Here is a 22,818-nt window from a genome sequence, read left to right on the forward strand (position 1 = left end):
GGTCGCCGCACCCGATGGTCAGAGGGTAGGCCTGCTCTGCGAGGTGTAGCGCTCTCCTCAAAACGCCCGAGTCCACATGCCGAGTCGCCATCCTGTGCCAACGCTCGTGTTCGGCCCGATCGAAGACGTGCCGCTCTCTGCGCTCGTGCCGAGGGACTTTATTGGCAAGCGTCCGGGGGCCACCTTCGAGTGGTTTACCGACGAACGTGCGCTTCGCCAGCGCGTGTTCGACCGCGCTCGCCACGAGAAGCTGCGGATGGGGACGACATGCGTATTCACCTCCAAAAAAACTAGCCGAGACGCCCCATCGGCCAGAGCGCACACCGGTTGGAATGAGTAGTAACCAAACGCGTGGATCTATCCATCACGGGTAAGCAATGCGAAATCCGAAACCAAAACGTCGCCCGCGGTCCGACCAGCACGTCATCAAAAGGCAATAAAAAGGCCCGTCTGCAGTTCCATCAATCCGTGACCATCCGTGTCAATCCGCGGTAAAGGCTGTTCCCAATCCATCCGCTTACGCAAAAGGAGGACACCAAGCGCAACACCGCTCTGTGTCCTCCTTTTCTCCTCACCGCTGTGTGATCAGTTCAGCTGACCTCGATCAGCACCCACCCTACGGGTTCCGATCGATACACACACCCGCGCCCGCGTTCGGGTTGTTCGTCTCCGCCAACGGCAGCGGTAACGTCACATCGGTGCCATAGTTGCCACCCTTGGGCCACGCGCCCGTGGGGAACACCGTGGCCGCCGTGCGCGCATACTGACGAATCAGACGACGCATGTCACCCGTGCGCGTACCACGGCCGAACAGCGTGAACGCCCGCTCGCGGAACAGCTGGTCCACGCGCGTGGCCTCTGTACCCGCGTCCGCCAGCGGCGTCATCCCCGCAAACGTCGCGCGGAGCGTGTTCAGCGTGGTCAGCGAGCCCGCCGTGTTCCCAGCCCGCAACTGCGCTTCCGCTTCGATCAAGCGCGCTTCCTGGCCCGACACGATCGCCACCGACGTTTCACGCGCCGGCCACAACCGCTGCACGTAGTACGGCGTGCCCAGATCGTCGCGGCTCGTCTTCGTCACGCCGATCGCGCGGCAGTTCACATCGCCGCCCACGCACACCGGCACGCGCGGATCGTTGGCCAACGCGTAGTTGATCCCGTTCCCACCTTCGCTCGTGCTCACGCTATAGCGCCCAGCCAAGTTGTTGAAATTCCAGAACTGGTTGCTGGTGGTCGTGAGCGCGTGATACGTGAGATACTGGAAGGTCGTCGCCACGCCCGTCACTGCCGTGGCGGCATCCGCCGGACGATTGAGACCCAGCAGAATGCGTCCCTTGATCACCTGTAGCGCACTGCGCACGCGTACGTCGTCAACCGTGGTGCCCGTGACCAGCGCCAGTCCGGAGTCGGCGTGGGCCAATGCGCGCGTGAACGTCGCAGTGGTCGTCAACGGTGTGCCATACGACTCCGTGCCGTCAACGACCGTACTGAACACCACGCCGCTGCAGTAATGCTCCGCCGCCAAGTCCTCCACGTACGCCTGAACGAAGTACATCTCGCCCAACTGCCATCCCGGCGCCGTCGGGCTGAACTGCTTCAACAGTTCAATCGATTGCTCGGCCGACAGACGCGCGCGATGCAGCGCCCGGTTGGCATCGGTTAGGAAATTGTTCTGGGGCGTGATCACTCGCTGGTCGATTTCCTGACGGGCGATGAACGAGTCGCCGTTGTTCCATTCGTCGGAGAACAGGCCGCCAAGCAGCAGCAGACTCTCGCCGCCGGCGGTGGCCACGTTCAGGCGGGCAAGCGCACCAACGCGAGCGGCGTTTGCGCCCGCCGCACTGGATACGTTGGCCGGGTTGATAATGTCCGGATCCTCGATGGTGAGGAAGTCGGTAGGATTACAGCCGGTCGAAGCCAACGCACCAGCCGCCAGGATCGTCATGGCGAGTGCGCGGGCTCGTGAGTGCAAAGTGCTATGCATGCGGTGAGTGCTCCTCAAAAGCCGAAAGTGAAGCGGAACGCGAAGTAGGTCGGCGGGCCGAACGCCTGGAACTCCGACGGCGCATCAGTGGCGGTGCCGAACGCTTCAGGATCAACGCCCGTGTACTTGGTCCAGAGGATACCGAGGTTACGCACCGACGCCGTGGCGGAAAGGCTCCGTCCGCGAAGCAGACGGGTGGCGAAGCGCGTCGGTACCTGATAAGTCGCCGACAGCTCACGGAAGCGAATGTAGTCGCCCTTCTCGAAGTATCCGGCCACCGAGCGACTCGGGTGTTCACGCACCATCACCACTCTCGCCTGCTCTTCCAGCGACGCTGCCGTGTTCAGCAGCCCCGAGCAATTCAGACGGCTCGCGCAGCGGATACGCTCCGTGTTGTTGTAGATCGTGTGACCGCCCTTGTAGTCCAGCAACGCGGTCACGCGCAGCGCCTTGTTGAACAGGTCGATGCCGGTCGTGAAGCCCATTTCCGTTTTTGGCGTCGAGTAGCCGATGAACACCGATGTATCCGTCACGGTGATCTCGCTCAGCGCCTGACTGGCGTTGTACGTGATGATGCCGTCACCGTTCTTGTCCTCGAAGCCGGTCAGTTGACGCGACCACCAGCCGTACAGCGGATAGCCCGCACGCTGCTGCTGCGTAACGCCAATCGTGGGCTGACCGCCGAGGCTGATCAGCTCGTTGTCGTTGTACGCACCGTTCAGCGTCACATCGAGGCCAAACGCTTGTCTTTGAATCAGCTGCGCCGAGATCAACGCTTCGATGCCGCGGTTCCGCACGGACCCGAGGTTCTCCAGGCGCGCCGTGGCGCCGGTGCCCAGCGACGGCGGGAGCACTTTGCTCACCAGCGCGTCTTTCGAGAGCTTGTTGTAGTACGTGATCTCGGTGTTGATCCGCGCGTTCCAGTAGGTACCATCCAGACCGATTTCCGTTTCGGTCGAGCGCTCGGGCCGCAGATCTTTGTTGCCGAGCGTGGAGTACACCAGGGCGGGCACGTCGCCGCTCTCCTGACGACCGGCCGTGGCCGAGTAATACTGCACGGCGTCGATCGTCCCGGGCTGCACACCCGAGGCGCCGTACGCGCTACGCAGGCGCAGCTGATCGAGCCACTGCGGTTTCGGGAAGAACGACTCCTGCGACAGCACCCACGACGCCGCGATCTTCGGATAGAACACCGTTTTGAAGTTCGCGCCGAACGCGCTGTTGCGATCCGAGCGCAGCGCGGCCGTGAGGAACAGGCGGTCATTGAAGCCGACGTTCTGTTCCACGAACGCACCCAACGTGCGGCTCTCGCTGCTCGACTCGTCCGCCTGCGCGGTCGCGCCCGCCGTGACCGTGGTCGCACCCGGCGGAAGCACCAGGCCCGTCGCGCCGTTGCGGTCGAAGATGTTCTGGAACATCTGCACGCCAGCCGTCGTCTTCGACTCGATCGATTTCGACAATGCCTTGGTCGCGGTGGCGCCGACATCCACCGTATACGTGTAGAAGCTGGTACGGTTGTCGCGCTTGTAGCCCTGCCGGTCCGTGCCGATGTCCGGGCAGTTCTGGAAACGGCACAGCTGGGTGTCCACGCGATTCAGGTAGTCGAGACCAAAATTGCCGCGCACCGCGAGCCAATCCATCGGACGATAATTCGCCCCGATCGACGAGATCATGCGGTTGATGCTCTGGTTGTACTCCGACTGGAAAATGTCGCGCGGTGTGAACTGACGCCAGCCGTACAGTGTGTCGCCCGCCGCTGTCAGGTTGTACTTGAAACCGGGCCCGCCGTACACGTTGGCGGCAACACCAGCCGTGCCCGAATCGTCGCTTTGCGGCAGCCGCAGATCCTGATTGGTATAACCCGCGCTCACCGTGATGTCGGCCTTGGGCGACAACGCGATGTTGAGATTCGCGCGCGTCGTGATCTTGTTCAGATGGTTCGGGCTCAGCTGGATCGCGCTCAACGGCGTACCGGCGGCTGCCAGCTTGCGTGCGTCGAACTCGGGCAGCTTCGTCACGCCGTCTTCGTCTTCCCATTCACCGTGCAGGAAGTAGCGCACCGTCTCCGATCCGCCCTTCACCTGCAACCCGTGCTGCTGACGGTAACCCACGCCGTACGGCGTCGTTTCCGGATCGTCGTGCAAGTTGAAGCTGCTCACACTGTCGATGGCGCACGAACCAGCCGCCTTCTGCGTCAGGAAGCACTGCACGGCATTCGAGCGCGTCGAGGTCGTCGCCGCGGTCGCGCCGCTGCGCCAGGCACGGTACGCCGTCGGATACGCGTTGCGGTCAGTAAGCGCCGTCTGTTCGGTGTAATAGTTCCACTGCGGCTTGCCCGCCACGCCGCGCTTGGTCTTGATCACGATCACGCCGTTCGCTGCGTCGGTGCCGTACAACGTTGACGCTGACGGGCCACGCACCACTTCGATCGACTCGATCTCTTCTGGATTCAGATCGCCCACCCGACTCGGCGTCGTGCCGCCCACACTGAGTGTCGATGAGCCCGTTGAGCCGTCAATGCGAATGCCGTCGATCACGTAGATCGGGTTGTTGGACAACGCCACCGAACTGGTCCCTCGGATACGCACCTTCACGCCGGCACCGGTCTGCGTACCCGGAGTGACCAACACACCGGGCGCACGCGCCGTGAGCAAGTCGGCCATGTTCGACACACCGCGGGTCGCCACCACTTCGGCCGCGTTCACTTGGGCAATCGAGTTGCCCACTTCGATTCGGCGCTGATCGCCGGTCGCGGTCGTGACCACCGGGTTCAGCGTGGCCGGCACCGACTTGAGTTGCAGGTTCACCGTCGTCACCTGCGACGCCGTGACAGTGGTCGCCTGGCGGCCTTCCGAGTAGCCGAGACGCAGAACGCGCAGCGTGATCGCTCCCGCTGGCGCGAGGCGGATCGAATAGATGCCGTCCTGGTTGGTCTGTGCGCCGAGTGTGGTGCCGACCACTTGTATTTGGGCGGCGCCGATCGGCTGACCGGTCGACGCGTCCGTCACTCGGCCGGTCACGGTTCCCGTCGACGCTTGCTGCGCGAGCGCGACGGGGCCCACGAGGGCCGCGGCGACGAAGGCCAGCGCGCCGAGCAAACTTCGCTGACTCATGAAGTACTCCTTTGGAAAATCGCGGAAAGGCGTGGCGCCGCTTCGGTTGATCAAGCGCGCTGCGCGAAGGTATGTCCTCCGTCGGTCCTCGCAAGAGCCAGCGTGGCAGGTGATTCCTGCCGGATTCCCTGATTTCAAACGTTGCGCCGACATCGGTGACGCCGCACCATTGCCTGATGTTCTCACACGTTTTGCGCCGCGTGCGCCTCCTGCTTCCCGTGCTCATCGTTGCCACGGTGCTTGGGGCGTCTCGCCCGCCCGCTCCGACCAACAGCGAGCCAACCATCCGTCGTACCGCGTACGGTGTGCCCCACATCAGCGCCGACAACTTCAAGGGCATCGGCGTCGGGCTGGGCTATGCGCAAGCCGAAGACTATGGCATGCGCGTCATACTGAGTCTCATCCGTTCGAAAGGGTGGATGGGCCGTACGTTTGGACGGGATAGCCTGTCGTCCGATTTCTCCGCGGCCCTTGAACACACCCGCGTTGAACAGACGTATCACCTGCTCGATGCTGACACGCGCGACATGTACGATGGGTTCGCCGAGGGCGTGAATCGCTACATCCGCGCCAACGCGAACACGCTGCCGTCGTGGGCCAAGCCCGTGTTTCACGGACACGATGTGGCCGCTGGTGATATCGGGACCGCCAACATCGCCATCGCCGAGCGCTTGGTCACACGGTGGTTGCAGCGCAATGCCGGTGGCGCCGCGGGTACCGCCCCTCGCGATACCGGGAACCTCGACCCCGCCTCGGTGCTCGGCGCCGATGCCGATGTCGGCTCGAATGCGTGGGCGCTCGCTCCAAGCCGCACCAAGTCGGGCCGCACCATTCTGCTACGCAATCCGCACCTCGCCTGGACGGCCGGGTACTGGGAAGCGCACGTCACACTGCCGGGGAAGCTCGATTTCTACGGCGATTTCCGCATCGGTAGCGCCTTCTCGGTGATCGGTGGCTTCAACAAGGATCTTGGCTGGGCCACCACCAACAACGCCCCTGATCTCGACGAAGTCTACGAACTCGATCTCGACCCCACGAATTCTGAACGCTATCGGTTCGATGGTACAACCATCCCGATTCGCTACGAGTCCCTCACGCTGCCGTACCGCATCGGGACTACCGACGACTCGCTGGTGAGTGAAACACGGCGCGTCGCGTTTACGCCGCTCGGCCCCGTGGTACATCGTTCGGCCAGCAAACTGTACGTCGTGCGCGCCGGACCCGACGGCGAGTATCGCGCCGGGTCGCAGTTCCTCGCCATGATGCGCGCGCGCAGTCTCGCGGAGTGGAAGCGGGCTTTGGCTATCCGTGCGCGCGCCACCTCAAACCTCACCTACGCCGATCGCGCTGGAAACATCCTGACCATCTGGATGGGTACCGTGCCGCGCCTGCCCACGCGCTCCGGCGGCGACTCCATGCCGATTCCCGCGCGCGTATCAGCCGATGTGTGGACACGATTGATCGCCCTCGATTCGCTGCCGCAAACGCTCAACCCGCGCGGCGGATACGTCCACAACGAGAACGACGCGCCACACTTCGCCAATCTCAATGCGCTCCTCGATACCGCGCGCTATCCGGATAACGTAGAGCGCGGCGAGCTGCGGCTGCGCAGCCAGCATGCATTGCAGCTTATCGGCGGCAAGGACAAGCTGTCTCTCGAAGACGTGTTGGTCCGCAAGCACAGCATGCGCATGCTGCTCGCCGACCGCGTCAAGCCCGACCTGATATCTGCCCTGAAAACGTCCTCGCCGACGCCTGCTGTCGCGCGGGCGCTCGCCGTGCTCGAGGCCTGGGACAACACCGTGGCCCCCACCAGCCGCGGTGGTTTGCTGTTCGAGACGTGGTGGCGCCGTTACCAATCGCAGGCGCGCGACTCCGCCTACGCCGAGAGATGGTCATGGGCCAAGCTCACGACCACGCCGCGCGGCGTCGGGCAGCGCGAGAAGGCCATCGATGCGTTCACCTGGGCGGTCGACGACATGCAGCGGCGCTACAAAGCCGTCAACGTCGCGTGGGGCGATGTACACCGCGTACGTCGCGGACCAGTCAACGAACCAGTCGGCGGCTGCAGCGGAGCCCTCGGCTGCTTCCGTGTGCTCTCGTACGAGCAGCTCCCCGACGGGACACGCAGTGCCAACTCCGGCGATGGTTGGATTCTCGCGGTGGAGTTCGGGGCGCGGGCGCCCCGTGCCTATTCAGTGCTCGCGTACGGACAGAGCGCCGACTCCACGTCGCCGCACTACAGCGACCAAGCCGCCATGTTCGCCCGCGGTCAGCTCAAGTCCGTGTACTTCCTCGATGCGGACATCGCCGCGCACGCTATTCGCTCGTACCGCCCCGAACCTTGATGCGCCTTCGGCCGCCCACCCTTTCGTCCGTTCTCCCGCGCCGCCTTGGCCTTCGACGCCGAGCGCACACGCCCACCCGCAGCGCCTGCCGCCTGCATGAGCACGCGCGCCCCCACCACGACTCGCGTGAGCCCCGACACCCTCAGGTCGACATCGCGCCGTCTCCCGTGTACTCCGAGGCCGGCCGGCCCGACATGCACCTGCGCCAACTCAGCGTCCGTCGATCGTAGCGTGCCGTCGCGATCTTCGCGGACTTCGCGTGAACCGCGGTGCTAGCCGCTGCCACGGCACCATCGACGCGCCCGCCGGTTCTCCCGAAGCACCTCTTATCCTCCTTTGCTCCTATCCTCTGTGTGATCAGTTCTGCCTGATCCGTTCCGCCCGCGGCCAACTGAGCGGCGTATACTTCCGACATGCGGATATCGCCGCGCACTCTTTTCGCTCCTACCGGCCCGAACCCTGATGCCCTCAACACGATCCGTGCGGTTCGCGGCCCTCGCCGCCACGTTCATCCCCGGGCTCGCGCTCTCCGCGCAAGCCAAAGCGAAGACCCCTGCAACGACGCCTGTGCCCGCCGCGATGGCGGCGATCAAGCGCGCCGATCTCGAACGGGATCTCTACGCCATGGCCGGCGACGGCATGCGTGGTCGTGAAGCCGGCACGCCCGATGAAATGCGGGCGTCGATCTGGGTCGCCGAGCAGTTGCGCCGCATCGGGGCGAAGCCGATGGGGCTCGATGGTACCTACTTCCAGTGGTTCAACATGGTCCGCACACGCGTATCGACCGTGTCCACCACCGGCGCACTCGGCGACAAGTCGCTCGCGGTCTGGAAGGATTTCGTGCCCCTAGGCTCCGCCAACGCCGACGTGAATGCGCCAATTGTGTGGGTCGGTAACGGTGCCGACACCACCATCAACGTGACGGGCAGGATCGCCGCCATACAGATCACCACACCACCGGCCGCGTCGATCCGCACCACGACCAACTCGGTCGAAGTGCGCTACGCCAACGCGGCGATCGCGGCCGCCACGCAACGCGTGCAGCGTCGCGGTGCGGTGGCGATTATCGTCGTGGCCGATTCCATCACCGACGTCGCGTTCGACGGGCTCGGTGTGCTGCGCGAGCGTGGCTCCTACGACGTCGACGGCGGTGCGCCGCGTTTCGCCGGTCAGGCCACGCAGGCGGCACGACCGCAATCCGCCCGCAACGCGCCCACGCCCGCCTTCCTCGTGCGCGGCGCGATGGCCGCTGCACTCAAGACCGGCGGCTCGGCCGAGATGCACGTGCGCGTCGAACACTTCACGACGCCGTCCAGCAACATCATCGGCGTGGTGCGCGGCACCGATCCCAAGCTGCGCGACGAGTACGTACTGTATAGCTCGCACCAGGACCACGACGGCGTGCGCTATGTCATCGACGGTGACTCCGTGTGGGCTGGCGCCGACGACAATGGCACGGTCAGCGTCGCGTTGCTCGCGATCGCCCGCGCCTTCGTGAAGCAGCCAGGCAAGCGCTCCGTACTATTCGTGTATCACGGCGCCGAGGAACGGGGACTGCTCGGCTCCCGTTATCATGCCGCGCACCCGGTGGTACCGCTGCAAAACATTGTGGCCGTGCTCAACGGTGACATGATCGGTCGCAACAACCCCGATTCGGCCAGCTTGCTCGGCATCCAACCACCGCACCGCAATTCGGCCGAGTTGGTCGACATGGCCCTGCGCGCCAACACGCTCACTGGTGCCTTCAAGCTCGACTCGATCTGGGATCGGCCCACGCATCCGGAAGGCTGGTACTTCCGGAGTGACCACGTGCCGTACGCGCGCCTCAATGTGCCGGCCGTGATGTACTCCACGAACCTGCATCCCGATTACCACACACCGCGCGACAAGCCGTCGGCCATCGACTACCCCAAGCTCACCCGCATGACGCAATGGATGTACCTCACCGGATGGTACGTGGCCACCACCCCCAAGCGCCCCGCGATCGATCCCGGTTTCAAGCTCGAGCGGTAATGGCGACGTAATCGCGCCGTGATCGCGCCGTAATCGCGCGGTGATCGAGCGCACGTACGCGATGCGTCGGTTGGCGCGGGCGGGGTATCAGTTTGCGTTCTTACCCCGCGCGTTCCATTTTCATATTCACGTCACGGCATATGCCCGGCGACGTCACCTAACTAGGAGGATGTACCATGCAGGCATTCGTGCGCCGCATGCTGGGACCGGCGTTGGCCATTACCGCGCTGTCGTTGACGGCAACGGCAGCCAGCGCGATTACCGGACAGGCGAAACCGCAGCTTTCCATTGAAGCCGAACGGTCGCCGCAGGGTGCCCGCATCATTTTCAAGGGGAAGAACTGGCCGGCCGCTTCCCGCGTGAAGCTCACCGCCACGCGCGCGCCCGGCTCCAGCAAGGCGCAAGACTTCGGCCTGATCGATGCCGACAGCACCGGTGTCTTCGCCGTGCGGAGGGTCGTACAGTGCACCACCAGCAGCCAGGAAGATGGCTCGCTCGAGACGGTAACCTTTACCGCTGCCGATTCGGCGACTGGTGTGAAGGCCACTGCGACCACTCGCGGCGGCCCTTGGGTCTGTCAGTAAGTCGGATCGCTGTTCACGCTTCGGTCGCGGTGTTGCCCCACGGGCGGCACCGCGATCGTGTATTCGTACCCGATCCTACTTAATTGAGCCGCGCCATGTTCGTGATCTTCGTCTGTCCAATTTTCTCACCGGCCGCTACGCAGATGATCGAGGCCGCCCTCAACGTGCCGCATGTGCGTTTGGGGGTCATCGCCCAGCAGCCACTGGATGCACTGGCGCCGAACGTCGCCGCGCGAATCGCCGCGCACTGGCAGGTGGACGATGTCACGAACGCGACGTCGCTCGAACACGCTGTGCGCGCGCTCGGCGCCACCCACGGGGCGATCGCGCGTTGCTTCGGGGCCTACGAGCAACTCCAGCAGCCGCTGGCAATCGTGCGCGAACGCCTCGGTATTCCCGGCCTCAGTAGTGCCGCCGCCCACAACTTCCGCGACAAGGCACGCATGAAGGATGCGCTGCGGGCGGCGGGGGTTCCGGTGGCGCGGCATCGGCTGATCGCCTCGCGCGACGATGCGTTGACGTTCATCGCCGACGTCGGGTTTCCCATTGTGCTCAAGCCGCCCGCCGGTGCCGGCGCGATCGCGACCCAGCGCATTCGCGATGTGACGTCGCTCGACGCGATGCTTGCGAACTATCGGGCGACGCCAGCCAATCCGATGCTCGCCGAAGAGTTTCTGCGCGGCACCGAGTACTCGCTGGAAACGGTGTCGATCAACGGTGAGGCCATCTGGCATTCGCTCACGCGCTACGGTCCCACGCCGCTCGACGTCGTCGAAAACTCGTGGATTCAGTGGACTGTGCTGCTGCCGCGCGAGATCGACGCGCCGGAGTTCGACGACATCCGCCAAGTCGGCGCTCAGGCGTTGCGAGCTCTGGGGATGGGCACGGGCGTGTCGCACTGCGAGTGGTTCCGGCGTCACGATGGGAGCATCGCGATCAGTGAAATCGCAGCGCGACCACCTGGCGCCAACATCACTACGATGATTTCCCGCGCGCACGACATCGACTTCGTGTCGGCGTGGGTGCGCCTCATGATCAACGGCACGTTTCACCCGCCCGCACGGCGCTACGCCGTGGGCACCGCGTATCTTCGAGGCCAGGGCACGGGTCAGGTGCGTACCGTTGAAGGGCTCGAAGCCGTGCAGGAACAGTTCGGCACCCTGATTTGCGACTCCCGACTGCCGTACCCCGGTCAGCACCCCACGGGCAGCTACGAGGGCGAAGGCTATATCATCGTTCGTCACCCCGACACCACCGTGGTGCAGAACGCGTTGCAGCGTATCGTTTCCAGCGTTCGCGTCCGACTGGGCTGAGCCCCTCCACCTTCAGCTGAATCGACCTGTGTCCAAGACCGTGTTGATGTTGACCCCCGGATTCCCAGGTGAAATGCCGCTCTTTACACGTGGCCTGTCCGAGCAGGGTGCCACTGTGTTGGGTGTCTCGAATACACCGGTCCTGGACCTGCCCGAGATCGCCCGGCGCCATCTCGGCGACTACCTGCAGGCTACCGACCTGTTCACGAACCCCGGCGTCGCGATCGAGCAGATTCGCCGTTGGCTGGGTACCCGTACTGTCGATCGCGTCTGCTGCCTCTGGGAACCTGGAGTCGAGATCGCCGCCCAGATCCGAGAAGCCCTCGGGGTGCCGGGCCAGTCGTACCAGCAGGCCCTGCGATTCCGCAACAAGGACCTCATGAAGCAGGCGCTGGCCGAAGGTGGCGTGCGGGTTCCGCACCACGCGGTGGCGAGTACGCCCGCTGACGTGTGGGCGGCGGCGGAGCAGGTGGGCTATCCGCTCATCATCAAGCCCATCGCCGGAGCCGGCTCGATGGACACCTATCGCTGCGACGACGCCAATGACGTTGCTAAAGCGATCGCGCAGCTCGGCCACATTGCCGTGGTCGATGTCGAGGAGTTTATCGACGGCGAGGAGTACACCTACGACACCGTCTGCGCCGGCGGCGACATCAAGTACTTCCACATCGCGTACTATCGACCACGGCCGCTGATCGCCCGGACCAACGAGTGGATCTCGCCGCAGACGCTCACGTACAAAAACGTCGACGACCCGAAACTGTCGGGCGGGTGCGCCATGGGAGAGCAGGTGCTCAAGGTGCTCGGCTACGACACCGGTTTCACGCACATGGAGTGGTATCTCAAGTCCGACGGCGAAGCGGTGTTCGGAGAGGTCGCGGCCCGTCCGCCCGGCGCCCGCACGGTCGACCTGATGAACTACGGCGGCGACATGGATCTCTTCAACGGGTGGGCGGAAGCCGAATTGCACGGCACGTTCTCGCAGAAGATAGAGCGGAAGTACAACACCGCCTGCATCACGAAGCGGGCGCACGGCCAGGGCCGCATTCAGCGCGTCGAGGGGCTCGAACAGCTCCGGCAGCGCTTTGGTGATGCGATCTGTGTGGTGGACCTCCTTCCCATCGGAGCCCCGCGCCGTGATTGGAAGAGCACCCTGCTGTCCGATGGATACGTCACGCTTCGGCATCCCGACTGGGAGACCACCATGGCGATGGCCGACGCGGTCGGGACCGACCTCAACCTCTATGCCGGGTAGGGAATAAGTAGGTCGTGGTTGGGTCGATTGGCTTGGCCGCTGTAGCGCGCTCGCATCACTTATGGTGGGAGGCACGCAACGTCTAGCGGACCCATCTGTGACACTTCAGAGGGAAATCAGAGAGAAACAGCACCGATTTTTGATAGGAACGGTTCGGCACGTCACTTGCCCCCTTACCCGTATGCGAAGTCGCTGAATGGCGGCCGTCGCGACGACCCGAGCCGGAAGAGCCATGTCCCGTATTCTCGAAGAGCCGCCGATTGATCCGATCCGTGGCTACTTCTCGCAGCTGTGCGTGATGCTAACGGGAATCGCATCGGGCGTCGTCGAGCCGCCGGCCGGGGAGGCGCTGCAGTCGCCGACGTATCACATGGGACGCCGCGACGGCTTCCACGTGGTCGTCGCCCATTTGGCGTCCAGCCGCCACCTCCGTGATGCCGCCGACAAGTGCGTCGCCTTCGGCATGGGTGTCGAGGAGCGCGCCGACTCGCATCCGTATGGCCCCGACTGGTCGCACGGATTCGCCCAGGCCACCATGGAAGCCGCCGCCGACATCGCGATGTATGCCGCGACCTCCACCATACCGGCCGTCGACAAGTCGCGGCTGCGCGCCGCTCGTACCGCTGCCCGTCACTTGTCGCCCCTTTCGGGGCTCTGGACGCAGCGACCGGCCGCCGGTGCTCAGCCCCCGAGCAGTCACCACGAGTGGTAAGCGAAGACGGCGACGGAGTCTCGAACTCCGTCGCCGTGTTCGCCATTTCCGACCGATCGTCACGGCTGAGCCGCGCTATATTGCGGGCATGTCTCGAAAGCCTTCCATCGTCCTCGATGCCCGCGCGCTCGATCGCACGCTGCGTCGCATGGCCGACCAGATCGTCGAATTCAATGCCGGCACCGACAATCTCGTGCTCGTCGGAATCCAGCGCCGCGGGGTGCAGCTCGCGGAGCGTATCGTGCGCATCATCAAAGCGCAGGAAGGCGTGGATATCGCAAGCGGAGCGCTCGACATCACGCTCTATCGCGACGATTTGCAAACCGTGGGGCCGCGTCCCGTGGTCGGCACCACCCGGCTGCCGTGGACGCTCGACGACCAGAACGTCGTCATCGTCGATGACGTGCTGTACACCGGACGCACGGTCCGCGCCGCCCTCGACGAACTCGCCGATTTCGGACGCCCGGCGCGCATCGCCCTCGCCGTACTGATCGATCGCGGCGGTCGGGAACTGCCGATTCATGCCGATGTGATCGGACGAAAAGTCGAGGTGAATCCCGGGCAGCGCGTCGACGTGTTCATCGAAGAACTCGATGGTCGCGACGAAGTGCTTGTCGCCGACCGCGACAGCGAGACCTGACGCGATGGCCGGCCCCCTCGGTAAGGATCTTCTCGGACTGGCGCCGCTCTCGGCCGATCAGATCCGCCTTGTGCTCGACACCGCCGTTCCGTTCCGCGAAATCTCTGAGCGGGCGATCAAGAAGGTGCCGACACTGCGCGGCGCTACGATCGTCAACCTGTTCTTCGAAGCGTCCACCCGTACGCGCATTTCCTTCGAGTTCGCCGAGAAGCGACTCAGCGCCGATACGGTGAATGTCGCGTCCGCGGGATCAAGCGTCTCGAAGGGCGAAACCCTCGTCGACACGGCGCGCAATCTCGAAGCGATGAAGATTGACATGGTGGTCATTCGTCATGGCGCATCGGGAGCGGCGCAGTTCCTCGCCGAACGCATCGAGTCGAACGTGATCAACGCCGGCGACGGCACCAACGAGCATCCCACGCAGGGCCTGCTCGATATCCTGACGCTGCGCAATCATCTCGGTGATCTCACCGGACGTCGCATCTGCATTGTCGGTGACGTGCTCCACTCGCGCGTCGCCCGCTCCAACATCTGGGGCCTCACCAAGCTCGGCGCGGAAGTGGCCGTGTGCGGACCGCGCTCACTGCTCCCCAACGCCATCGGCGAGATGGGCGTGACGGTTTTCGATCGTATCGAAGAAGCGGTCGAATGGGCCGATGCCTTCAACGTCCTGCGACTGCAGCTCGAGCGCATGCAGGCTGGTTATATCCCGTCGTTGCGCGAATATAACCGCGTGTACGGCGTTACCCGCGCGCGGCTCGAGAAGGCACCGCGCGATATCCTCATCCTGCACCCTGGGCCGATGAATCGCGGCGTGGAAATCGACAGTGACGTGGCCGACGGGCCGCACTCAGTGATCCTCGATCAGGTCACCAATGGCGTGGCGGTCCGCATGGCCGTTCTGTATCTGCTCGCCGGCGGCAAGCCGGAACTCGCCGAAGCGGCGAAGAGGGGAGGCGCATGAGTCGGGACCTGCTGCTGCGCGGCGGACGCATTGTCGATCCGTCGCAGGGAATGGATGCCGTCGGTGACGTACTGCTTCGCGATGGTCGTGTGGAAGCGTGCGGAAGTGCCATCGGCACGCCCGATGGTGCCGACGTCATCGACGTGAGCGGGCTGGTCGTCACGCCCGGCATGATCGATGTGCACATCCATCTGCGTGAACCAGGTCGTGAAGACGTCGAGACCATCGCCACCGGCGCGCACAGCGCCGCGGCCGGTGGATTCACGGGCGTCTGCGCCATGCCGAATACCAAGCCCGTTACCGACAACCAGGCCGTCGTCGGATTCGTGAAACGCCAGGGAGAAGCCGCCGGCTTCGCGCGCGTGTACCCGTATGGCGCCATTTCGGTGGGGCAGAAGGGCGAGACGCTCGCTGAATTCGCCGAGATGGTCGGCGCCGGTGCCGTGGCGTTCAGTGATGACGGGAGGCCCGTGGAGAGCGCGCAGCTCATGCGCACCGCGCTCGAGTATGCGCGCGCGTTCAACGTGCCGATCGCCGAACACTGCGAGGATATGACACTCGCCCGCGGCGGCAGCATGAACGAAGGCATCATGAGCGCGAAGTTGGGTCTCAAGGGTATCCCGCCAGAAGCCGAAGAGATCTACGTCATTCGCGACATTCTCCTCGCCAAACGCACCGGTGGTCATATCCACCTCTGCCATCTCAGCACGAAGGGCTCGGTGGAGCTCGTACGCTGGGGCAAGGAACGCGGAATCAACGTCACGTCGGAAGTGTGCTCACACCACATCTCGCTCACTGAAGATGCGGTGGAAGGCTACAACACCAACGCGAAGATGAATCCGCCGCTGCGCACAGCGGCCGATGTCGAGGCACTGCAGCAAGGGCTCGCCGACGGGACCATCGATCTGCTGGTCACCGATCATGCGCCGCACCACTACGACGAAAAGGAACGCGAGTTCGCCGATGCGCCCAACGGCATCGTCGGACTGGAGACCGCCCTCGGCATCAACTGCACCTACCTGCTGCATCGCGGCATCATGACCATGTCGCAGATGGTCGACGCCATGAGCTGCAAGCCCGCCAAGGTTTTCCATCTGCCAGGCGGAACACTCGCGCGGGGCAGCCTCGGCGACGTCACCGTCTTCGATCCGAATCGCCTCTGGACCGTCGATCCGAAAACGTTCAAGTCGAAAGGACGGAACACGCCGTACGGCGGCCACCAGCTCACCGGACAGGCCCGACTCACGGTCGTCGACGGTCGCGTTGTCTATCGCGCCGACTGATCACACGGTGACCGACGCACTGCTCGACGCGCGTTTGCGGTTGGCCGCCGCTTGCCGACGATTGCATGCGCGCGGCCTGCTGGCCGGGGCGGAGGGAAACCTCTCGTGCCGGCTTCCCAACGGCGATCTGCTGGTAACCGCCAGCGGCGTCGACAAGGGCACCATCGACCACACGCATGTACTTCGGGTGCACGCCGACGGTTCGCTCTGTCACGAGGAACGAGGCGACGCGTTGCCGGGTGACCCCGAAGCACGTGACACGTCGCGCCGCCCGTCGTCGGAATTGGGGATGCATCTCGCCTGCTATGCGGCTCGCGCCGATGTGCAAGCGATTGTGCACGCCCATCCCCCGGCCGCGACCGGATTCGCCGTGGCGGGCATTCCCATCCCTGCCGACGTCTTACCAGAGTTGCCAGTGGTCGTGGGCCCGATTGCGCTGGTGCCCTACGGGCGCCCGGGCACATCGGCCCTGGCCGACGCCATGCGTCCGTTCCTCGCCGCACACGATGTATTCCTGCTGGCGAATCACGGGGTCACAACGGTCGGAAAATCGATCAAAGATGCGTTGCTGCGAATGGAAAGCGTGGAGCAGTCCGCGCGGATTCTTGCGGTAGCGCGCCTGTTGGGAGGCGCCCACTCACTCCCCCCATCGGAAGCGGTCGTGCTTGCGTCACTCCATCCCCGATACGAGGATGCAATACGGGCGAAGATGACCTGACGGAGAAGTGCGATCTGCGTCACACTTGGTCGTGATGCACCTCCGCCATATTCGTCTGCTTCGTACCTCAGGCCAATTCGTTAATTCAGCGCCCTCACATGACGGAGTTTCGCGCAGTGTCCATCGACGAAGTCCGGTCGCTCGTTGCCGAGCGGCAACGCTATGATGACTGGTTGACCGCGCTCGACGCGCGCCGCGCGGAAACGCCGAGTCGCGTGTTCGACCGCGTGCACGGTGATTACGTCGCACGACGCGATGCCGTGATGGCGCAGCTTCGAGAGCACGTCGGCGCGCTGTCGACGCACGGGACGGACCTCGACGGCCGGCTGAGCACACTCGAGGCCGAACTGGCCGCGCTCGAAGACGAACGCATCGAAGCGATGCTACGTACCGCCGTCGGCGAATACGACGACAATCGCTGGGAAGTCGTGCGACAGGATGTCGAAGCGAAGCTTGCCGCGCTCGGCGAGCAACGTGGCGGCCTGCTGGCCGAGGTCGACGAGATCCGCTCGCTCCTCGCCCGCGCGAGCAGCGAACCGCCGATGGAACTGGTCGACGTCACAACGGGCGACGAGGCCCAGGTGGACATCGCCGTCGGTGCCACTCCCCATAGCATGTCCGACGTGCGCCTGGTGACCGAAATGCCGGAACTGGTGCCGGAAACGAAGCCGGAGCCGGAAACGAAGCCGGAGCCGGAAACGAAGCCGGAGCCGGACAAGTCGGAGGAGTCGGCATCGTCCGACTTCGATGATGCGCTGGCAATGTTTAGCGAGAGCACGGGCGCGCCGGATCCAACCTTTACCCGGTCGCTCGAAGGCATCGACGTCGAACTCGAGGTGCACGGCGCGTCGTCGATATCTGCGCCGTCGGCACCGCAGGCCAACACCGCGACGGCCACGCCGGCGTCGTCGACGCCGTTGGCGGTGCCGGTTGAGGCCGCTGATACTTTCGACGATCTCGCCTTCCTGCGATCGGTAATCGATCCCACGCCGGTCAGTTCGTCGCCGGCGGTACCGTCGGTCCCGAATGCTGCCCCGAGCAATGAACCGTTCAAAACATTGCGCTGCACCGAATGCAGCACGATGAACTTGCCTACCGAGTGGTACTGCGAACGATGCGGCGGAGAACTCGCTGCGTTCTGATCTGTACGGAGGCGGGTGAAGGTGGGTGACAACGACGAAGGGCCGGACTCAGCGAGTCCGGCCCTTCGTCGTCCAGCGAAACTTATGCAGCCTTGTTGGCGGCTTTCGCCAGCTTGCTCTTTTGACGAGCAGCGGCGTTGCGATGGATGAGTCCCTTGCGCGCCGCACGATCAAGCAGCGAAACGGCAGACAGGCGATCATCGGCACCAGCGGCGACGAGCTTCGCCCGCTTGACGGCGGTACGCAGCGCCGAACGCTGCGCACGATTGCGCACCGCAGCCGCACGCGACTTCCGCAGGTCTTTCTTCGCGGACTTGATATTCGGCACGGAAAACTCCCCAGCAGGTAGAAATTCGGTAAGTACGAAAACAACAGTCACATGAGGCGGCGCCCCAGACCACTGCGGACAGACCGGAAAACATATCCAGGAACCTCCCGCCGGTCAAGAACCTCGCCGATCTCCGGCCACACGCCTCGCTTTGACACCCGAGCGGCGCTCGGCTACCTTCCGGTTCGTACTTGCTTGCATTCGCGTCCTCGACACGTCTCCTGCCCCCCCGCGGGACGTTTTCCTGACGCCTCTCCCCAATCGCCGCTGCGGTGGATACTACACAGCAACTTGTCCTCATCGCACCCGTGCTGCTGTTCTCGATGGTCGCCCACGAGTACGCGCACGGCTATGCGGCGTTCAAGCAAGGGGACATGACGGCGTATCAGCTCGGGCGCCTCACGTGGAACCCTCTCAAGCATATCGATCCGTTCATGACCATCATTCTCCCGGTCATGCTCGCGCTCATCGGTGCGCCCATTTTCGGCGGAGCCAAGCCCGTCCCCGTCAATCCGAGCAACTATCGGCAGTATCGCCGAGGCGACATCATCGTCTCGCTGGCCGGGGTCGTAACCAATGTGCTGATCGCCCTCTTGATTGTGCCGCTCATCATCGGCGTAGGGCTGCTCGGGCAGTATGTTCCGGGACTTGTTCGTCCCCTCGGCGTGCTGCAACAGATGCTCGCCGCCGGTATTTTCATCAATCTGATTCTCGCGGCGTTCAATCTGATCCCGATTCCGCCGCTCGACGGATCGCACGTCTTCAAGTACCTGTTGCCCCCGAAATGGTCGCTGCAGTATCAGCGCCTCGGAGGCGTCGGTTTGTTGTTGCTCTTCGCCGTGCTCTCGTTTGCTCGGCCGCTGGTGAATATCTGGTTGGCGCCCGCGTACATGCTGCGGGCGCTGGCCGAGCAGTTCTACTTCCCGTACATGCTGCCCAACCCCTTCGCGTGAAGGCCGCGTGATCGCTCCGAATTTCCGCCGCGCCGAGAATCTGGCGCCGTCCTTTGTCGTCGAGCTGAGCCACTTCACTGGCCCGCTCGATCTGCTGCTGTCGCTCATCCGCGACGAGCAACTCGACATTTACGACATCCCGATCGCCCGCATTGCCGAGCAATTCCTGGCGCGCATCAGCACGCTCGGACTCGACGAAGCGGCCGACTATCTCGAAATGGCGGCGCGACTCCTGCGCATCAAAGCGCAAATGCTGCTGCCGCGGGCGGATGGTGAGGAAGCGTGGGAAGATCCCCGCGCCGAACTCGTGCGCCGACTGCTCGAGTATCAGCAGATGCGCGAAGTCGTCGATCTGCTCGAACGTCGCGGCGAAGAGCGTCGGCATCAGTTTCCGCGACGTTGGGTGCCGCCGGTGGCCGATATCACACCGATCAACGCCCCCCTGTCACTCGCGCTCGGGGAGTTGCTGGCGGCTGTCGACCGGGTGCTTCGCACCACCAAGGAGCCGGTGCTGCACGAGATCATCCCGCGTGCCCTCGATGTTGCCGGTGCCATGATGACCGTGCGCGCCGTGCTCGCCATGCGTCGTTCCGCCCGCTGGTTCGATATGGTTGGTCGTGACGCCGAGCCATGGCAGATTCTGTCCGTGCTGCTCGCGTTGCTTGAAATGGCGAAGATCGGTGAACTGCGGATCGCGCAGCATCACGCCTTCGCCTCTGTGGAGATCCGTCGTGACGCCGTTAGCGAAGCTGCTTGAAGCCGCCCTGTTCGCCGCCCCGCGCCCCATTGCCATGGAAGCGCTCGCGGCGTTGGACGTTGAGTCGAGTCCGGCCGCCGTCGCGGCGGCGCTCGACGAACTGCGCGAACACTATGACATCGATGGACATGGCGTCGAGCTGGTCGAGCAGGGAGGCGGCTGGCAGATTCTAACGCGCGCCGAGTTCGCCGAAGCCATCGAGCGCGCGCAGGTCGTCGTGCGGCCGCAGCGACTGTCGGCGGCCGCCCTCGAAACGTTGGCCATCATTGCCTATCGCCAGCCGATCGGCCGTGCCGAAATTGAAGAAATCCGTGGCGTCGCCGTGGGTTCCGTGCTGAAGTCGCTCCACGAGCGCGGGCTCATCGACATTGTCGGACGCAGCGAGGGCATCGGCCGTCCGCTGCTGTACGGAACCACCTCTCAGTTCCTCGAGCAGTTTGCGTTGCGACACCTGGAAGAACTCCCGCGCGCCGATGAATTGGCGATCGCTTTGCGTGGCGCCGGCAACACAGCCGTCGTGCCGGAGTGACTAAGCCCCCGAAAAAGACCGCGGCCGAGAAGAAGGGCGAATACCGGCGCGGCACGCAGAAGAAGACGCCCAAGGGGCCGTCGGCTCGCGGTGCCGCTGCCCGCGCCGCCAACGAGCAGCGTGGCGTCCCGTCGGTCGCCAAACCCAAGCCGCCGCGCGAGCGCAGCGCGCGTGATGCGGTCTCGCGTGAAAAGCCCGTAGCCGCGACACCAGACGCACGGGCGGCGCGCGCGGACACGTCGGACCGTACTGAGCGCCCCAAGCGGAACCGAACCGAGACGGGCTCCTCCAAGCGGCGCCTCAAGCCACAGCGGTCCGCCGACGCTCTGCCGTCCAAGGCGGGCGGCACCGTCAAGGCCGAACGCGAAGGCCCTATGCGCGTGCAGCGAGCCCTCGCCCGCGCCGGGGTGGTGTCGCGTCGCGGCGCCGATCAGGCCGTCGCCGATGGCCGCGTACAGGTCAATGGCGCCGTCGCGACCATCGGGCAAGTCGTCGACCCGTTTCGTGATCAGATCATGCTCGACGGCACGCCGGTGATCACGCGCGTCACGTCGCACACGTGGATCGTGGTTCACAAGCCGGCCGCCGTTATGACCACCCGCAAAGATCCCGAGGGACGGACCACGGTGTTCGATCTCGTGGACGATGTCCCGGGACTCGTGTACGTCGGACGCCTTGACTTCATGACCGAAGGGGTGCTCTTGCTCACCACCGACGGTCGCGCCGCCCATGCGCTCACCCACCCCAGCAACGAGGTGGAGCGCACGTATGTCGCCACTGTGCGCGGTGATGCCGTCACCGCAGCCAAGGTCGCCCGCCGTGGTGTCCAGCTCGAGGACGGTCTGGTCATTCCCCGGGAAGTGGTCGCCAGTCCGCTCGGCGGACGTCGCTGGGCCCTCGAAATCACCATCGCCGAAGGCAAGACACACGAAGTGCGTCGCCTCTGCGATGCGCTCGAACTTGAAGTGGAGCGTCTCGTGCGGACGCGGTTTGGCCCGGTACGCCTCGGCGATCTCCCGCCGGGCGGGGCCCGAGCCCTCAACAGCACCGAGCGCGAAGTACTCGAAGCCCTCATGGTCGGCGGCCGCTAAGGCGGTCGTGACGCGCTACTTGGACCCATGAGTCCGATGTGGGAACCCGATAGGGAGCAGACCGGACGCTGTCGGGTATGCTCGACGGAACGAGCCACCAAAAAGAGGAGCAGCAGATCGTGACCACGAGCGTTGCCGCGTCGCAGGACGCGGCCTTGGTGCAGGGTGTCCTTCACGAAGTCGCCAAGCGAATCGTCGGACAGGAGTACATGGTGGAGCGCCTGCTTATCGCGCTCCTCACCGGCGGTCACGTGCTCCTCGAGGGCGTTCCGGGGCTCGCGAAAACGCTCACTGTCCGTACGCTCGCCGAAACGGTGCGCACCAGCTTCCAGCGTATTCAGTTTACGCCCGATCTGCTGCCCGCCGACGTCGTTGGCACGCAGATTTTCGACCAGCCCACCGGCGAATTCCGCGTCAAGCACGGGCCCATCTTCGCCAACATCATCCTCGCCGACGAAATCAATCGTGCGCCAGCCAAGGTGCAGGCCGCCCTGCTGGAGGCGATGCAGGAAAAGCAGGTCACGATCGGTGGAACCACCTATCGCCTGGCCGAGCCGTTCCTCGTCCTCGCCACGCAAAATCCGATCGAACAGGAAGGCACCTACCCGCTGCCGGAAGCGCAGGTCGACCGCTTCATGATGAAGCTGCGCGTCGGCTATCCCACGCGCGCCGAAGAGAAGGAGATCCTTCGTCGGATGGCGGGCGGTGAAAGCATCGTGGTCAATGCGATTGCGTCGCCGGAAGAGTTGCTCGATGCCCGTCGTCGTATTTCCGAACTGTACATGGACGAGCGCATCGTGGATTATATCGTCGATCTGGTACACGCCACGCGCTCGCCGGCCGATGTCGGCGCGGCCGATCTTCGCCCGCTCATCGAGTTCGGTGCGTCACCGCGCGCCACGATCTCGCTCGCGCAGGCGTCCCGCGCTCACGCCTTCCTTCGGGGCCGCGCGTTCGTCACGCCAGACGACGTCAAAAGCATCGCGCCTGACGTGCTCCGTCATCGCGTCCTGACGTCGTTTGAAGCCGATGCCGAAGGCGTCACCAGCGACACCATCGTTTCGCGTCTGCTCGCCGTCGTCGAAGCGCCCTGA

The 22,818-nt window shown here is 64.5% G+C and carries 19 protein-coding genes; 16 read left to right on the forward strand and 3 right to left on the reverse strand.

Annotation, left to right across the window (positions count from 1 at the left end; genetic code table 11):
- Window positions 1-616: 616 nt before the first annotated feature.
- Both ACLL97_RS05985 and ACLL97_RS05990 read right to left on the reverse strand, forming a co-directional pair.
- The gene (locus ACLL97_RS05985; protein WP_411279573.1) at window positions 617-1,981 is read right to left on the reverse strand and encodes a RagB/SusD family nutrient uptake outer membrane protein; all 1,365 of its coding nucleotides are present in this window, start codon (window positions 1,979-1,981) and stop codon (window positions 617-619) included.
- 14 nt (window positions 1,982-1,995) lie between these two features.
- Entirely contained in the window at window positions 1,996-5,094 is a 3,099-nt protein-coding gene (locus tag ACLL97_RS05990; RefSeq protein WP_411279574.1) for a SusC/RagA family TonB-linked outer membrane protein, read from the reverse strand.
- Between the two features lie 176 nt (window positions 5,095-5,270).
- Here ACLL97_RS05990 and ACLL97_RS05995 point away from each other — a divergent pair, with 176 nt between their 5' ends.
- The 11 genes from ACLL97_RS05995 (at window position 5,271) to ACLL97_RS06045 (ending at window position 18,066) form a co-directional block, all read left to right on the forward strand.
- The gene (locus tag ACLL97_RS05995) at window positions 5,271-7,442 is read left to right on the forward strand and encodes a penicillin acylase family protein (RefSeq protein WP_411279575.1); all 2,172 of its coding nucleotides are present in this window, start codon (window positions 5,271-5,273) and stop codon (window positions 7,440-7,442) included.
- Window positions 7,443-7,904: 462 nt separating this feature from the next.
- Window positions 7,905-9,455 (forward strand): M28 family peptidase, encoded by a 1,551-nt coding sequence (locus ACLL97_RS06000; RefSeq protein ID WP_411279576.1) that lies wholly within the window; start codon window positions 7,905-7,907, stop codon window positions 9,453-9,455.
- A 176-nt stretch (window positions 9,456-9,631) separates the two neighbouring features.
- Window positions 9,632-10,039: a hypothetical protein gene (locus tag ACLL97_RS06005; RefSeq protein ID WP_411279577.1), complete on the forward strand. Its 408-nt coding sequence runs from the start codon at window positions 9,632-9,634 to the stop codon at window positions 10,037-10,039.
- A gap of 95 nt (window positions 10,040-10,134) precedes the next feature.
- Complete coding sequence (locus ACLL97_RS06010) at window positions 10,135-11,352, forward strand: acetyl-CoA carboxylase biotin carboxylase subunit family protein (protein WP_411279578.1); 1,218 nt, start codon at window positions 10,135-10,137, stop codon at window positions 11,350-11,352.
- A 28-nt stretch (window positions 11,353-11,380) separates the two neighbouring features.
- Complete coding sequence (locus tag ACLL97_RS06015; protein ID WP_411279579.1) at window positions 11,381-12,607, forward strand: acetyl-CoA carboxylase biotin carboxylase subunit family protein; 1,227 nt, start codon at window positions 11,381-11,383, stop codon at window positions 12,605-12,607.
- A gap of 232 nt (window positions 12,608-12,839) precedes the next feature.
- The gene (locus ACLL97_RS06020) at window positions 12,840-13,319 is read left to right on the forward strand and encodes a hypothetical protein (protein ID WP_411279580.1); all 480 of its coding nucleotides are present in this window, start codon (window positions 12,840-12,842) and stop codon (window positions 13,317-13,319) included.
- An 88-nt stretch (window positions 13,320-13,407) separates the two neighbouring features.
- Window positions 13,408-13,959, forward strand: a complete 552-nt coding sequence (gene pyrR, locus ACLL97_RS06025; RefSeq protein ID WP_411279581.1) for a bifunctional pyr operon transcriptional regulator/uracil phosphoribosyltransferase PyrR — start codon at window positions 13,408-13,410, stop codon at window positions 13,957-13,959.
- Window positions 13,960-13,963: 4 nt separating this feature from the next.
- Window positions 13,964-14,923 (forward strand): aspartate carbamoyltransferase catalytic subunit, encoded by a 960-nt coding sequence (locus tag ACLL97_RS06030; protein ID WP_411279582.1) that lies wholly within the window; start codon window positions 13,964-13,966, stop codon window positions 14,921-14,923.
- Window positions 14,920-16,206, forward strand: a complete 1,287-nt coding sequence (locus ACLL97_RS06035) for a dihydroorotase (protein WP_411279583.1) — start codon at window positions 14,920-14,922, stop codon at window positions 16,204-16,206. Before ACLL97_RS06030 ends, ACLL97_RS06035 begins: the two co-directional genes overlap by 4 nt.
- A gap of 7 nt (window positions 16,207-16,213) precedes the next feature.
- Window positions 16,214-16,924, forward strand: a complete 711-nt coding sequence (locus tag ACLL97_RS06040; RefSeq protein ID WP_411279584.1) for a class II aldolase/adducin family protein — start codon at window positions 16,214-16,216, stop codon at window positions 16,922-16,924.
- A gap of 98 nt (window positions 16,925-17,022) precedes the next feature.
- On the forward strand, window positions 17,023-18,066 hold the full coding sequence (locus tag ACLL97_RS06045) for a hypothetical protein (protein WP_411279585.1): 1,044 nt from the start codon (window positions 17,023-17,025) through the stop codon (window positions 18,064-18,066).
- A gap of 82 nt (window positions 18,067-18,148) precedes the next feature.
- Here the strand turns inward: ACLL97_RS06045 and rpsT are convergent, their stop codons facing one another.
- Window positions 18,149-18,394 carry a 30S ribosomal protein S20 gene (gene rpsT, locus ACLL97_RS06050; protein WP_411279586.1) on the reverse strand — a complete coding sequence of 82 codons (246 nt, stop codon included), beginning with the start codon at window positions 18,392-18,394 and terminating at the stop codon, window positions 18,149-18,151.
- 272 nt (window positions 18,395-18,666) lie between these two features.
- Between rpsT and ACLL97_RS06055 the strand changes: the two genes are divergently transcribed.
- The 5 genes from ACLL97_RS06055 to ACLL97_RS06075 all read left to right on the forward strand — a co-directional run bounded on the left by ACLL97_RS06055 (window position 18,667) and on the right by ACLL97_RS06075 (window position 22,818).
- Window positions 18,667-19,347, forward strand: coding sequence for a site-2 protease family protein (locus ACLL97_RS06055; protein ID WP_411279587.1), 681 nt, complete (start codon window positions 18,667-18,669; stop codon window positions 19,345-19,347).
- A gap of 7 nt (window positions 19,348-19,354) precedes the next feature.
- A complete protein-coding gene (locus ACLL97_RS06060; protein ID WP_411279588.1) occupies window positions 19,355-20,104 on the forward strand; it encodes a segregation and condensation protein A in 750 nt (249 codons plus the stop codon).
- Window positions 20,079-20,633, forward strand: a complete 555-nt coding sequence (gene scpB, locus ACLL97_RS06065; RefSeq protein WP_411279589.1) for an SMC-Scp complex subunit ScpB — start codon at window positions 20,079-20,081, stop codon at window positions 20,631-20,633. The genes ACLL97_RS06060 and scpB overlap by 26 nt, the downstream gene beginning before the upstream one ends.
- Window positions 20,630-21,724: a pseudouridine synthase gene (locus ACLL97_RS06070; protein WP_411279590.1), complete on the forward strand. Its 1,095-nt coding sequence runs from the start codon at window positions 20,630-20,632 to the stop codon at window positions 21,722-21,724. The genes scpB and ACLL97_RS06070 overlap by 4 nt, the downstream gene beginning before the upstream one ends.
- Before the next feature lie 77 nt (window positions 21,725-21,801).
- Window positions 21,802-22,818 (forward strand): AAA family ATPase, encoded by a 1,017-nt coding sequence (locus ACLL97_RS06075; RefSeq protein WP_411279591.1) that lies wholly within the window; start codon window positions 21,802-21,804, stop codon window positions 22,816-22,818.

It is taken from the genome of Gemmatimonas sp., from assembly GCF_046594945.1.
Lineage (GTDB): Bacteria > Gemmatimonadota > Gemmatimonadetes > Gemmatimonadales > Gemmatimonadaceae > Gemmatimonas.